The 12,256-nt window shown below is 61.1% G+C and carries 9 protein-coding genes, 1 tRNA gene and 1 pseudogene; 6 read left to right on the top strand and 5 right to left on the bottom strand.

Annotation, left to right across the window (positions count from 1 at the left end; genetic code table 11):
• Positions 1 to 84 precede the first annotated feature (84 nt).
• Entirely contained in the window at positions 85 to 2,055 is a 1,971-nt protein-coding gene (locus ASD12_RS07065; RefSeq protein ID WP_056583296.1) for an acetoacetate--CoA ligase, read from the top strand.
• A gap of 386 nt (positions 2,056 to 2,441) precedes the next feature.
• Here ASD12_RS07065 and ASD12_RS07060 read toward each other — a convergent pair whose 3' ends face one another.
• Complete coding sequence (locus ASD12_RS07060) at positions 2,442 to 6,362, bottom strand: PAS domain S-box protein (protein WP_056583294.1); 3,921 nt, start codon at positions 6,360 to 6,362, stop codon at positions 2,442 to 2,444.
• A 249-nt stretch (positions 6,363 to 6,611) separates the two neighbouring features.
• On the opposite strand from ASD12_RS07060, the gene ASD12_RS07055 reads away from it, so the two are divergent.
• Both ASD12_RS07055 and ASD12_RS07050 read left to right on the top strand, forming a co-directional pair.
• The gene (locus ASD12_RS07055) at positions 6,612 to 7,070 is read left to right on the top strand and encodes a phasin (RefSeq protein ID WP_056583292.1); all 459 of its coding nucleotides are present in this window, start codon (positions 6,612 to 6,614) and stop codon (positions 7,068 to 7,070) included.
• Positions 7,071 to 7,443: 373 nt separating this feature from the next.
• A tRNA-His gene (locus ASD12_RS07050) sits at positions 7,444 to 7,520 on the top strand.
• Positions 7,521 to 8,370: 850 nt separating this feature from the next.
• On the opposite strand, the gene ASD12_RS34805 is transcribed toward ASD12_RS07050, so the two are convergent.
• From ASD12_RS34805 to ASD12_RS34800, 4 genes are all read right to left on the bottom strand, one after another.
• Entirely contained in the window at positions 8,371 to 8,535 is a 165-nt protein-coding gene (locus ASD12_RS34805; RefSeq protein ID WP_164482342.1) for a hypothetical protein, read from the bottom strand.
• A gap of 143 nt (positions 8,536 to 8,678) precedes the next feature.
• Positions 8,679 to 8,969 carry a hypothetical protein gene (locus ASD12_RS07045; RefSeq protein ID WP_056583289.1) on the bottom strand — a complete coding sequence of 97 codons (291 nt, stop codon included), beginning with the start codon at positions 8,967 to 8,969 and terminating at the stop codon, positions 8,679 to 8,681.
• 68 nt (positions 8,970 to 9,037) lie between these two features.
• Positions 9,038 to 9,259, bottom strand: coding sequence for a DUF768 domain-containing protein (locus ASD12_RS07040; RefSeq protein WP_056583287.1), 222 nt, complete (start codon positions 9,257 to 9,259; stop codon positions 9,038 to 9,040).
• Between the two features lie 69 nt (positions 9,260 to 9,328).
• A complete protein-coding gene (locus ASD12_RS34800) occupies positions 9,329 to 9,490 on the bottom strand; it encodes a hypothetical protein (protein WP_164482340.1) in 162 nt (53 codons plus the stop codon).
• An 866-nt stretch (positions 9,491 to 10,356) separates the two neighbouring features.
• Here ASD12_RS34800 and ASD12_RS07025 point away from each other — a divergent pair.
• From ASD12_RS07025 to ASD12_RS07015, 3 genes and pseudogenes are all read left to right on the top strand, one after another.
• Positions 10,357 to 10,677, top strand: a pseudogene (locus ASD12_RS07025) (SMC-Scp complex subunit ScpB); the annotation flags it as partial.
• A gap of 459 nt (positions 10,678 to 11,136) precedes the next feature.
• The gene (locus ASD12_RS07020) at positions 11,137 to 11,601 is read left to right on the top strand and encodes an Hsp20 family protein (RefSeq protein ID WP_056583281.1); all 465 of its coding nucleotides are present in this window, start codon (positions 11,137 to 11,139) and stop codon (positions 11,599 to 11,601) included.
• A gap of 357 nt (positions 11,602 to 11,958) precedes the next feature.
• Positions 11,959 to 12,153 (top strand): hypothetical protein, encoded by a 195-nt coding sequence (locus ASD12_RS07015; RefSeq protein WP_056583278.1) that lies wholly within the window; start codon positions 11,959 to 11,961, stop codon positions 12,151 to 12,153.
• The last annotated feature ends 103 nt before the right edge of the window (positions 12,154 to 12,256 follow it).

The following is a 12,256-nucleotide window of genomic DNA, read 5'->3' as shown; positions in this document are numbered from 1 at the left end:
CACATCTGGTCGCATTGACCGAACAAAATCTTGCTCTGCTGCGCTGCGATATGCATAAGCGATGGCGACCGTGGAGGAACCATCATGGCTGCCGAAGTACCGCTCTGGACCCCGACACAAGACCAGATTGATGCAGCACCCTTGACCGCTTTCACCAAGGCCGCCGCTGTGAAAGCCGGCGTAACGTTTTCTTCGTATTCACAGCTTCACGGCTGGTCGGTAGAGGATCGAGAAGGGTTCTGGGGCCTGGTCTGGGATTTCTGCGGTATCGTCGGCGACAAGGGGACCAATGGGAGCGAGTCCGTGCTGGTCGACGGCGACAAGATGCCCGGTGCCTCCTTCTTCCCTAATGCCACGCTGAATTTCGCCGAGAATCTGCTGAGGAAGACCGGCGCCAGTGAGGCCATCGTGTTTCGTGGCGAGGACAAGGTCGAACGCCGGCTGTCGTGGAGCGAGTTGCATGCGCTGACCTCGCGTTTGCAGCAGCTTTTCCTGTCGCTCAAGGTGAAAAAGGGCGACCGCATTGCGGCGATGATGCCCAACATGCCGGAGACGATTGCCGCCATGCTGGCCGCCGCCTCGATCGGCGCCGTCTGGTCGTCCTGCTCTCCCGATTTCGGCGAGCAGGGCGTGCTCGACCGTTTCGGTCAGATCGAGCCCGTCGTCTTCATCGCGCCGGATGGCTACTGGTACAACGGCAAGGCGATCGAGGTCGCCGACAAGATCGCCGCGGTCGCGGCCAAGCTCGGCACTGTCCGCAAGATCCTGGTCGTCGACTATCTCGGCACATCGAGCGATGTCGCTGCTACCGTCGACAAGGCGGTGGCGCTGGAAGAAGCGCTGTCGCCCTTCGCCGGCAAGCCCGTTGCCTTCGAGCCGCTGCCGTTTTTGCATCCGCTCTACATCCTGTTCTCGTCGGGAACGACCGGCATTCCCAAATGCATCGTCCATTCGGCCGGCGGCACGTTGATCCAGCACGTCAAGGAACACCGGCTGCATGCCGGTCTCACCGACGGTGACCGCTTCTTCTACTTCACCACCTGCGGCTGGATGATGTGGAACTGGCTGGTGTCGGGGCTCGCTTCGGGTGCGACGCTGCTGCTCTATGACGGCTCGCCCTTCTACCCCGACGGCAATGTGCTGTTCGACTTCGCCGATGCCGAGAAGATGACCTTTTTCGGCACCTCGGCCAAATTCATCGATTCCGTGCGCAAGGCCGGTCTCAAGCCGATCCGCACGCATGATCTGTCGAGCGTGCGTGCGATTTCTTCCACCGGGTCACCGCTGTCGCCGGAGGATTTCCGCTTCGTCTATGACGGCATCAAGAAGGATGTGCATCTGGCCTCGGTTTCCGGCGGCACCGACATCGTCTCCTGCTTCGTGCTCGGCGTGCCCACGCAGCCGGTCTGGACCGGCGAGATCCAGGGACCCGGCCTCGGCCTTGCAGTCGATGTCTGGGACGACGACGGCAGGCCGATCCGACAGGAGAAGGGCGAACTGGTCTGCACCAAGGCCTTTCCGGCGATGCCGATCGGCTTCTGGAACGACCCCGAGGGCAAGAAGTACCGGGCGGCCTATTTCGAGCGCTTCGACAATGTCTGGTGTCACGGCGATTTCGCCGAATGGACCGCGCATGGCGGCCTGATCATCCATGGCCGCTCCGACGCCACGCTCAACCCAGGCGGCGTGCGCATCGGCACGGCGGAGATCTACAACCAGGTCGAACAGATGCCGGAGATCCTGGAAGCGCTGTGCATCGGCCAGGACTTCGACAATGACGTGCGCGTCGTGCTGTTCGTGCGGCTGGCCGCCGGCGTGCAACTCGACGAGGAACTCGAAAAACGCATTCGCGCCAAGATCCGCGGCGGCGCAAGCCCGCGCCACGTGCCGGCCAGGATCGTCGCCGTCACCGACATCCCGCGCACCAAGTCGGGCAAGATCACCGAGCTTGCGGTGCGCGACGTCGTGCACGGCCGCGCCATCAAGAACAAGGAGGCGCTCGCCAATCCAGAGGCGCTGGAGCTGTTCAAGAACCTGCCGCAATTGGCCGAGTAGCTGCTACTTCATGTCGCTCAAATGTGGCTCCGGTTTTGAGACAACGACATCCATGAAAAAGACTCTCGGGCATGGTTAACCAAATATGTCGGTAGAATTTACCTAGATTTCACGAGTGGTACACATTCGTAAATTTTTTGGCTGCCCGGTAAGGAGTTGTTAAGGTCCGGCGTCGATAGTCGCATACAACTTGAGGGAGAAATCCCGTTCCTCAGCCCCCGGAGGATCCGAATTCGCTCAAGCCCCCGTTGTGACAGCAATCCCATCTCTTAAGGCGTCCTTTGGGCGCCTTTTCTTTTACCGGAGCAATTCCAGGAAAAGTGCATAGCGGTTTTCCGTTCGGAATTGCGCCAAACAAAAGAGGCTGAGCTGTGGAAAGGGCTGGCCTATTCCGCGAGCACACGGGTCGACGGAAACGCGACTTCGACCAGGGTGCCTTCCCCCGGTGTCGAGTTGATGGTGAACCGGGCGCGGTTGGCTTCCACCATCGCCTTAGTCAGTGGCAGTCCAAGGCCCGTGCCGTCGCCACGCCCACGCTTCAGCGCGTTGATCTGCTTGAACGGCTTCAGCGCCTGCTCGATTTCGGCCTGGCTCATGCCGATGCCGGTGTCGCGCACCCGCATGACAACGTCGCCCGACGTCTCATAGGCGGTCGAGACGATCACCTGGCCGCCGGCCTGGGTGTAACGGATGGCATTCGACAGGATGTTGAGCGCGATCTGGCGCACGCTGCGCAGGTCGGCCACCACTTCCGGCAGCCGCGATGCGAAGCTGGAACGGATGATGACGCGTTCGCGGTTGGCCTGTGGCTGCATCATCGCCACTGTCTCGGCCAGCGTGTCGTTGAGCGAAACCGCCTCGTAGGCCATCTCCTGCTGGCCGGCTTCGATCTTCGAGATGTCGAGCAGGTCGTTGACCAGGTCGAGCACATGATTGCCCGAGCGGTTGATGTCGCGCAGATAGTCGCGGTAGCGGTCATTGGCGACAGGTCCGAACTTCTCGTCGATCATTAGTTCGGAAAAGCCGATGATGGCGTTGAGGGGCGTGCGGATCTCATGGCTGATGCGCGCGAGGAAATCGGTCTTCTGCGAAGACGCGCGCTCGGCCACCGCACGCGCTTGCGTCAAATCCTCCTCGGCCCGCTTCCACTGCGTGATGTCGCGCACGACTGCACAGAAGCCGCTGTCGTTGGGCAGTCGGCCGATGGTCATGAACAGCGGAATGAAGCGCCCCTGCGCCTCGCGCCCGATCACCTCGCGGCCGTCATTCATGACGCTCGCCACGCCGGGCTCGGACAGTCCGTTGAGATAGTCGCGCGCCGCGCGCTGGCTTTCGATCGCGAACAGAGAGGCGAACGGCTTACCGGTCACGTCGTCGCTGTCGAAGCCGAACAGCGCTTCGGCCGGGCGGCTGATCGAGCGGATGGTGCCGTCACGCCCGATCAGCACGACGCCGTCGGTGGCGGTGTCGATGATGGTGCGCATCTCGGCGATGCGGGCCTTCAACTCGGGAATGTCGGGCTGCGTCTGTTCGTCGCCAACCGAATGTAGGGCCGCCGGTGCGTCGTCCTCGCCGGAGCGGCGCACGACCAGCATCAGAGCCTTGCCGTCGCGCCAGGGAACCGAGCGCAAGATGGCCTCGATCGGGAATTCCTGTCCGTCACGCGTCTTCAACCGCAGCGCATGATCGGTGCCGTCGGTAGCGCCGTCGTCGGCATAGGGGTCGGCAAACAGCGCGCCGAGGCCGCCGGCGTCCGTCAGGTCATCGAGCGCCTCATAGCCGGTCAGATTGAGGAATTCCTCGTTCGCATAGTGCAACTGGTCACCGGAATGGATGAGCAGGGGCACCGGCAGCCTGCCGAGCAGCAAGGTGTCCGGAGCCTTGTGTTCATCTCCGGCGGAAAACGCCGACGGCACGAAGCCTTCTGTCTTGAGCGGCGGCACCTGCAGGCGAGGGCGCTCCACGCGTGCCGCGACGGCGTCGCTTGCGCTGGTGGTTTCTTCGACGGATGCAGCCGCCTCCTCGTCAGGCGCCGCGCCTTCCGCGTCGGGCTGCGCCCAATCTTCACTATCCTCGGCATCGCGAAAATCCGCTGAGGTCATGCTGTCGTCATCGACGGCGTCATGTGTCGCATCAGCGCCAGCCGGCCCTTCGCCAGCCGTGACGGGCATGGTGATTTCTGTTTCCGCCGTCACCGGCTCGGAAACAGAGGCCGCGTCATTGTTGTCCGCGACCGGACCGCTTTCGTCATCATGGCCGGCATAGTCGAGCAACGAGCCCGTCACATTCGGTCCAGTGGGTCCCTCATGAACCGCTTTGTCCGGGCGACCGCCGTCAAGCCGCGCCAGATCCTGCTCGTCTTCGGCATCGGTCTCGGATGGCTCGACCGGTTCGTCCTCGGGCTCTGCCGCGGGGATATCGCCGGCATGCGTAAGGTCGCCAGCCGCCTCGACCGGAGCCTCGGCCTCCGCTGTTTCCGCCAAAGGTTCGGCAGACGTCTCGATCGTAGCCTCCCCGAAGCTTTCGAGGCTGGGCTTCTGGGTCTCTGCCGGCTCGACCGGGGCGCTGTCCTTCTTCAGTCGTTCGCCGATCTCGCGAAACGCGCTGCGTTCCAGCGTCGACAGGCCCTTGTCGTTGGCTGGCTGGCGATGCTCGGCCAGCCGGATCACCTTGTCGGCAAAGCGCCGCTCCGGTTTCGGCACGATGGTCAGCGCCGGCACCTCACCTTTGAATGGATCCAATGCCTGAGGCTGCTCGGCCTTCGGCTGCTCGGGCTCGGGTTCGACGGCTTGCGGCACCGGCGCCTTGCCATTGGGCACCAGCGCCATGCCGATCGCTTCCGGATCGACGACCGCATCGCTGGGGCGGGCGACGCCGAAGCCACGGAAACCCTCGAAGGCGCGGCTGCGGCCATAGACAGGCAGGGCCGCTAGGTCGACAGGTATCTTCAAGTCGGTGCCGACGACCGGCCACAGCACGGAGCGCCCGGACCAGGTATCGCGCCGTTCCAGGAGGCCGGATATCTCGCCGGAGGGGTCGAGCCCGAAGGTGGCCGCGACATCCCTGAAGCGGCGGCCGATCACGTCGGCCGCCGGCTTGCCGACGATGTCGGCGAATTCCTGCGACAGCGCACTGAACCTGCCCTCGGCATCGGTGCGCCAGACGAAGCGTACCGGCGCCGCCGTGCGGTCGATCGACCGCGCCACCGGGCGTTCGAGAGGCGCGGCGGTCTTCGTGTCGTCCTGCATCGGATTTTCCGCTGCGACCTCCGCGGCGGTGCTGGGAGGCTCAACGGGCTCGGTTGCGGCTGGCCGGTCGGTTCGTTGTGCATCATCCTCACCGGCATTGAAGTACCAGTGATCATGCTGCGCCGGCGTGCCGCCGGCACTCCCTGGGTCGTTGTCCGCAGTCTCCGCGGGTCGCTCGTCTGGATAGACATTCCCAGGCTCGGCAGGCACCGATTTGGTCTCGGTGGCTTGTGCAACGCTCGATTCGTCCACTGCGGCAGTCGCGTGTTCGCTGTCGACTGCCGGTCTGTTGTCCTGATCCGGTTCCGGCTGGGCGATCGTGCTTTCCGGAGCTGCGGTCTCGGTTGGGGCTGGCTGCTGTGGTTCCACGACGCTGTCGTCGGCAGCGGCTTTATCGTCGAGCTGGTCCTCGTCGATCACCACCAGCAGATGCCGCTCCTCGGTCAATCTTGCCAGCCCTGCCGGATAGGAGACCATGCGGCCGGGGACGAGGCGCTTGACGATGCGGTCGCTCTCGGCCGCGACGTCGGCGACGAGCGCGGCCAGCGTCTCCGGCAAGATGCCCAGTGCCGAAAATCCTTCCGAGGCCGCCTCGATAGTGCCGCCGGCGTCGACAAAGGCGATGAAATGGCCATCCTCGGTGAAGCCGCTGATGGCGCGAGCGGCGATTTCGCCGGCACTGCGCGAACCCGTCTGCGCCGCCGGCACGGCCAGCATGATGGCTTTTTCGGCATCCGGCATGGTCACCGCATTGGCCAGGAAGCCGACGGCGCGGCTGGTCATGCCGGTCGCCAGCCGGACCATGATGGCGCGGTCGCTGCCGATCTCGGGAAATCCGCTGGTCGCCATGATCTGGCGCCTAGCGATCAAGGGCAACTGCGCCGAGGCGCCGATGATCGCCTCGATGTCGGGATAGCCGAACACCGCGGCGCCTGGTCCATTGGCCCAGATCACCTGCTCCAGATCCGCCGACAGGATCGCGATCGCGTCGCCAGCGGCAAAGCGCTGGCGGACCGCGTCGAGTACGGCGACGTCGAGGAAGGAATATTCGGACGGCATGCGCTTGGCGAACCCTCACGGAGCGGCGAATTTGCAGTTAACGCTTTGTTAATAAAAGCCGGAGGCGCGAAGGTCCACAAGCCAGAACGTGCAAAGGCTGGAATCTGGGCTCTTGGTTAACGGCCCAAAAGAAATTTATGGTGCACTGCAACAAAGATATTGCAATGCACAAAATTTGCCTTTATATTGCCATCATACATGAACGAGACGGCCTTCTGTCAAAGCCGCCGCCGCTGAAAAGGATGGAAAATGTCCAGGACCAAAACCGCCGAGACGATCGAAAACGTTGAATTCCCGAGCTTCGACGCTTCCAAGGCCACCGACCAGATGCGCGCTTTCGCTGAAAAGGGCGTTGAGCAGTCGAAGGAAGCCTATGCCAAGCTGAAGACCGGTGCCGAGGAGACCCAGAAGGCTCTGGAGTCGACCTTCGAGACCGCCAAGACCGTTTCCAGCGACCTGTCGCTCAAGACCATCTCCGCTTTGCGCGCCAATGCCGAGGCCGGCTTCTCCCATCTCGAAGCCCTGATCGGCGCCAAGTCGCTGTCGGAAGTCGTCGAGCTGCAGACCGCCTTCCTGCGCAAGCGCGTCGAAGCGACCGTCGAGCAGGCCAAGGACTTCCAGGCCGTCGCCTCCAAGGCAGCCGAGGACGTCTCCAAGCCGATCAAGACCGCCTTCGAGAAGGCGATGAAGGAAATCAAGGTTGCCTAACATTTACGCATGATCCGAAGATGCAACAAAAGGTCGCATTTTCTTAAAAACGATCAGGCGTATGATGGTAGCCATCAAGGAATACCCGGCGGGTGGAACCTCCTCCCTCTGCTCCCCGGGGTGACCAGCCAGCACCTCCTCCCGCTGGCTCGTAACAGGAAAAGGCCGGCACCTCCTCCCGCCGGCCTTTTTCTTTGTCTGGTGCCCAGTTCTTGTCTTGTGCCCTCTTTTTGCCAGGCAAATGCCGCGCCGATGTGGGGAAGTGACCTTTGCTTTCCAAAAGCCTTGAATTAGAATCCAGAAGCCCGTAAGGACGCATCGCCGAACGACAGGTCGGGACGAGTTTCTGTTTCGCTCCCGCTCAGGCAAACGTGCCGTTGTAGCTCAGATGGTTAGAGCGCCGGATTGTGGATCCGGAGGTCGCTGGTTCGATCCCAGCCAACGGTACCACAAAATTGACCAATAAAGTCAATGCATTGATCGGCGGACCGTGGTGCCAAATCGCCCTCGCGCTATGTTGCAAACTGCTTCCGTTGATTTCCAAGGGTTTCCTGCGACTAAGCGCGGAACGTCTGGTGATATTCATGGCTGGGCCTCGAAATAGGCCAAGGCAGCCGCCAGCATCGGCCCCACGATCTGGCTACCCACGAATTGTTGTTCTCCTCGGCGATGATGCGATCATAATCTCCCCAACCTTGCCCTTATCTCCATTCATTGGTCGCACATTGGTCGCAGTGTTCTACGCCGCCGACTTCTCCCGCGTCTTGGCGCCAGCCGCCTGCAGGCCAAGGGCCGTGCCCACTGCCCTTATTCGCTCAAATCGTTCAAGCGCTCCCTTCGGGGAGCACGCTTGGCGCCGAGGTCTCATGTCCTGCCAAGCAGCGATCGAACCAAATGAAAACCGGCGGGTCGTCCGCCGGTCTCTGTTGCCAATCAACGGTGAGTTTTTCGGTATCGCCGTTGGACTTCGGCCAAGAGGAAGGGCCGTGACGCCCTCAGCGGTACAGCCTCTCGGTCGTGTTGTTCTTCGACAGGTCAGGTTCAAGATCGGGGTCACCATCCATCGCGTCAAGCATGCTGATCATATACTCCATGGTCGCCTCAACCCGGCGTCGGAAGAAGGCGCTCGTTCAGCGCGGAACTTCCCGACGGCGGCGTCGTTCCCTTGTATGGCTCTCGTTACCGGGTTTGTGTCTGCAGTTGTGGTTTTGTTTTTCGTGCTGCTGTTCACCCACGCAGCCCGTGACCTTCAAAGCTCGCCGATCTATCACCGGCTATGTCGCCGACTGCGCCGAGCCCTCTAGCGCTCCTCCGGCTTCGGCGTAATTGTGTCGACCCGTACCTTGTCACCAATCTCTTTCGCCAAAGCCAGCGCCTTGGTCTTGTCGTTGGTCGTGAGCACAGTCCGCCAATGCGGTTTCTCGAACACCCTCACGACGTAGGTTGTAGCCGGCGTTTCAGGCATCTCTTCCTCTTTGGTTCGAAAGCCCGCGCCTCTGGCGGAGAGCGCGGGCCGATCAGGGTTGCCCCCGATCTTCAGCAGGCAATGGAGGCACCGCCAGCTGCCAGGCACAAACTTTCAGAGACGGCTAATGTTCCCGTCAATCGCTATCCTCGATCGAACGCCGGCTTCCAGTCGCGGTTGCGCTCCCGCTGCTGGCCTTCGTAGTCAGGAATGCATGTGAAAAACACCGGACGCCGCTCACGGTCGGCTAATTTGCAACTGGAGCAGCCGAACAGCCCGACAAGATCCTGGTGCATCGAACCGTGGTCAGGCCCGAGGCGGTCTATCAGCGCCTGGATATCGAGCTTGGTTGATCTGCAGCACACCGGGTGCCCGCAGTTGATGTGGATGCTTTCGCGGGCGGCAAGGGTATCGGCGAGGGTCTTCTGAGGCATGGCAATCTCCGTGAGAGGGATCGCCGCAACGGAGGAATGTATTCCTCGGCACAACCGCAGTCGCAAGGCTATTCAGGCAGGCCAGGGTCGTAGTGCACAATCGCGTCGGGGATGGTGCGATAGAGGCTGTCGACATCCTCGTCGATCTCGTCTCGCTTGATGCCGTGCGCCTTTGCGGCGGCGATCAGCTTATGCGTGAGTTCGTCGACGGAGATGACGTCTGCCGTTGTCGTCTCAGGGATGTTGTTGGCGATCCCTTGATCGAGAAAATTGACACCGCGTGTTCTCATGCATGAAACAAGCTGCTTGGCGATATTAGGTTCGGCTTGTCGAGGTGTGGGTCTACGATACTAGGGCAGTCACCGCTTCAGGAGCCGCGCCTCTCGCAACAGCGATGACCAATTCAGCCCGAGTAGTGCAATGAGTTCACGGGCTTGCGCTTCGGTGATGCCGGTTTCCGTCATTAGACGGCTGAGTATGCCGACCGATACATCGAGAGCGCTTTTGTTTTCATCAACCATGGTGGAATGAATCCCTTCAGGTGGCGAACGCCCCCGAACGAGCCTGGTTCCTAGTCGGAAACGGACAGAGCGCTCGATGCTCAGCCATCGCCTTTTTTTGCAACGCTATGTCAAATGACAATGCCACGCCCGCAATTGCGGCCCATAGTACGAAGGTCAGCGGCCATTGTATGGGCTCCGTTGCTTGGGAGCGTAGACCGCACTCTCGCCCTTCTGGAGGCACAGAGATGCACAGGTCACTCCTACAGGCGGCGGGGTTCTATCCCTCTGACCTCGACTTGCAAAAGCGAGTTTTCGACGTCCTCCGTGCCGAGGATCAATGCCAGCCAAGGTCTCCCGAGGCGGAGGATATCGCCACAAGGCTCGTAAATCTGTTCGAGTCGGGACGTAACACCGAAGCCGAACTGCTTGAAGGCGGGCGACCGCGCACGCAGTTTCGCAAGGTCGGTTAACGTCGGGAACCAAAACGCAGCAGCCTTGAGCTATTCAGGCTCGGGCTGCATTAGCTCTCTGAAATCCTGCAGTGACGCGTGCCGCAAGTCTTCCTCGCCGCGTAGATGGTTCGCGCATATGGAGCGATTAGATATTTGACAGACCATTCCCCCAGGGCCTGAGCCGTTGCGTCTAGCGCTGGATTTGATGGGACTTATGGGGCTGACGCGTCCGAGTCTCAATCTGCGAGAGCTTCGTCCGTTCCTCATCCGGCAACCTCAAAAGCACACTCCGGGCTGCCGGGTCCGTCTCGGTTTCCAGCCTCTTTTCGAAGTGCTTGATGTTTTCGCGGTGCACGAACTCCGCTTCACTTGCCATGCAGGCGCGCCATTTCGTTGGAAAGGTCTTTCCGGCCTAAGCCGTTCGGGCGCACTTTATGCGTTCCACACCAGCCGGTGACCCGCGGTGAATTATCGTCGTTCTTCGGCCGCGAGATAAGCCGCGACCTGATCGGCCATCTGCGCGGTGCGGGCTTCATCGCATCGGGTCCGCGCAGCCCTACCCCCGGGGCACCCCACACTTGTGTAACGACAAAGACATTCCTGACCCATTTCGGGTTCAACACGCTGCGTGATCTGCCTGACATCGACGCGCTCGAAGACGCTGGCTTGCTGAACAAGGACAAATGGTTGTCCGGTGAAGCGCATCTGATACCTGGATTGAACGACGAAGGCGATCACAGACAGGAAGGGTGATGGCCGCGCGATGCCAAAGCTCGACGCCCGTGGTTGGACAATGGGCGAGGCGGCAAAATAGTCCCAGCTCGCAAACCTTGGAACTATCTTGATGCCGGCCTGTTGATCCTGTCGACGGAGAGATTCCATGCTTAGATTTCTTATCCGCCTCGGCGCGATTTATGCGGCGTTCCAATCGGCAGAGAGTACGGCCGCAAAGAGGTGATTTTCTATCGTCTCAGGGTGAGTTCCTGAAGGTGGCAAACATCTTTGAGGGGGACCGTGACATCTCGGCACTCTTTCGGTGACGAAAGGATGGACGGGCCTGCGGATCCTCAGCCAATTTTTTTGAATAGGGCTCTTGAACCAAATTTCCGCCGTTCCTAATTCCTCGCCGTCGAGGCCGTTTGGCTCGGCAAACTGGCGGCGCCGCATGGGGCGGCGTCCCTTATACCCATGTTGCTCAAGGAGAATATGGCTATGAGAACCTTTGACTCTCTCTACCGCACCACGGTCGGTTTCGACCGCCTCTTCGATATGCTCGACAGTAGCACTCGGGCCGACTGGCCGCCCTACAACATCGAGAAGGTCGGCGAGAACGACTACCGTATCACCATGGCGATTGCGGGCTTCAGCACAGAAGAAGTTGAGCTCACCCAGCACGGCCCCGAGTTGGTTGTCGTTGGCCAGAAGAGCGATGAACCGACCGGCGGGCAGTTGTTGCACCAGGGCCTCGCCTACCGCAGTTTCCGTCAGACCTTCAAGCTGGCCGACCACATGAAGATTGTGGCGGCGAACCTCGACAATGGCCTGCTTACAATCGACATAGTGCGTGAGATTCCCGAAGAGCTGAAGCCGCGTCGCATCACCATCGGCTCTGGCGATGCGTCGGCAGTCAGTAAGCAGATCGCGCAGGATACCGAACGTCCTCGCAAAGCTGCCTGACCGTTGCGATTTTTCACCCTCAACACTGCGGTCCGCCTCCCGGTTTCGGCCGGGAGGCACAGATTGCGGAGAACGGAGATGAACAACCCGCATCATGAAACGATAACATCTGCCGAGGGCCTGTCCCGGCTCGCAAAAGCCGTCGGCGAGGTAGCGACCATTCCGGTTGCGGCGGCAACCCCGTCAATCATGCGCTGGGCGCCGAACTGACGGACCTGCCGCGTTCGCCGGAACGCATCCTTGCCTTGGTGGGTTGACGCGTCAATCGTGGGAACACCTGCTCCGCGCTATAGGATGCGAGCTGCAAGCTCCCCAAGGTTCTCCGTTTCGAGACCGCCGGATGCGATTGATGCGCCATTGCCCCTCGCGATCGGCGAAGGCGAAAATGGGATATTTGTAGCCAGCGTGATCTATTTCGAATCTGCAGGATCGCTGATGCAGCACCGGCAGGTCGCCATCTTGTATTTGGCGCTTCAGGTCGGCTTGATTGAATTCTGGCGAAATTTCTCGACGTTTTTGATCGGCGCATGGCGCCGGTTGCGTGACCCATGACGATGTGTATCTGGTCTTCCGGCATCATTCAGAGCTCCGTTGTCGATTGCTGCGTGCATCGTCATCAGGAGTCCCAGGCCCTCTTACAGAGCTCGCAGGGCTC

Origin of the sequence: Mesorhizobium sp. Root102 (assembly GCF_001425625.1) — a bacterium.
GTDB lineage: Bacteria > Pseudomonadota > Alphaproteobacteria > Rhizobiales > Rhizobiaceae > Mesorhizobium.
Note: the sequence above shows the minus strand (reverse complement) of the source record. Positions and strands in the feature narration are given on the sequence as shown.

Bases quoted from the DNA above. Each gene is read 5' to 3' on its own strand.
- ASD12_RS07055 (WP_056583292.1), top strand. From the start codon at position 6,612: ATGTCCAGGACCAAAACCGCCGAGACGATCGAAAACGTTGAATTCCCG.
- ASD12_RS34800 (WP_164482340.1), bottom strand. From the start codon at position 9,490: ATGGTTGATGAAAACAAAAGCGCTCTCGATGTATCGGTCGGCATACTC.
- ASD12_RS07020 (WP_056583281.1), top strand. From the start codon at position 11,137: ATGAGAACCTTTGACTCTCTCTACCGCACCACGGTCGGTTTCGACCGC.
- ASD12_RS34805 (WP_164482342.1), bottom strand. From the start codon at position 8,535: ATGCCTGAAACGCCGGCTACAACCTACGTCGTGAGGGTGTTCGAGAAA.
- ASD12_RS07065 (WP_056583296.1), top strand. From the start codon at position 85: ATGGCTGCCGAAGTACCGCTCTGGACCCCGACACAAGACCAGATTGAT.
- ASD12_RS07040 (WP_056583287.1), bottom strand. From the start codon at position 9,259: ATGAGAACACGCGGTGTCAATTTTCTCGATCAAGGGATCGCCAACAAC.
- ASD12_RS07045 (WP_056583289.1), bottom strand. From the start codon at position 8,969: ATGCCTCAGAAGACCCTCGCCGATACCCTTGCCGCCCGCGAAAGCATC.
- ASD12_RS07060 (WP_056583294.1), bottom strand. From the start codon at position 6,362: ATGCCGTCCGAATATTCCTTCCTCGACGTCGCCGTACTCGACGCGGTC.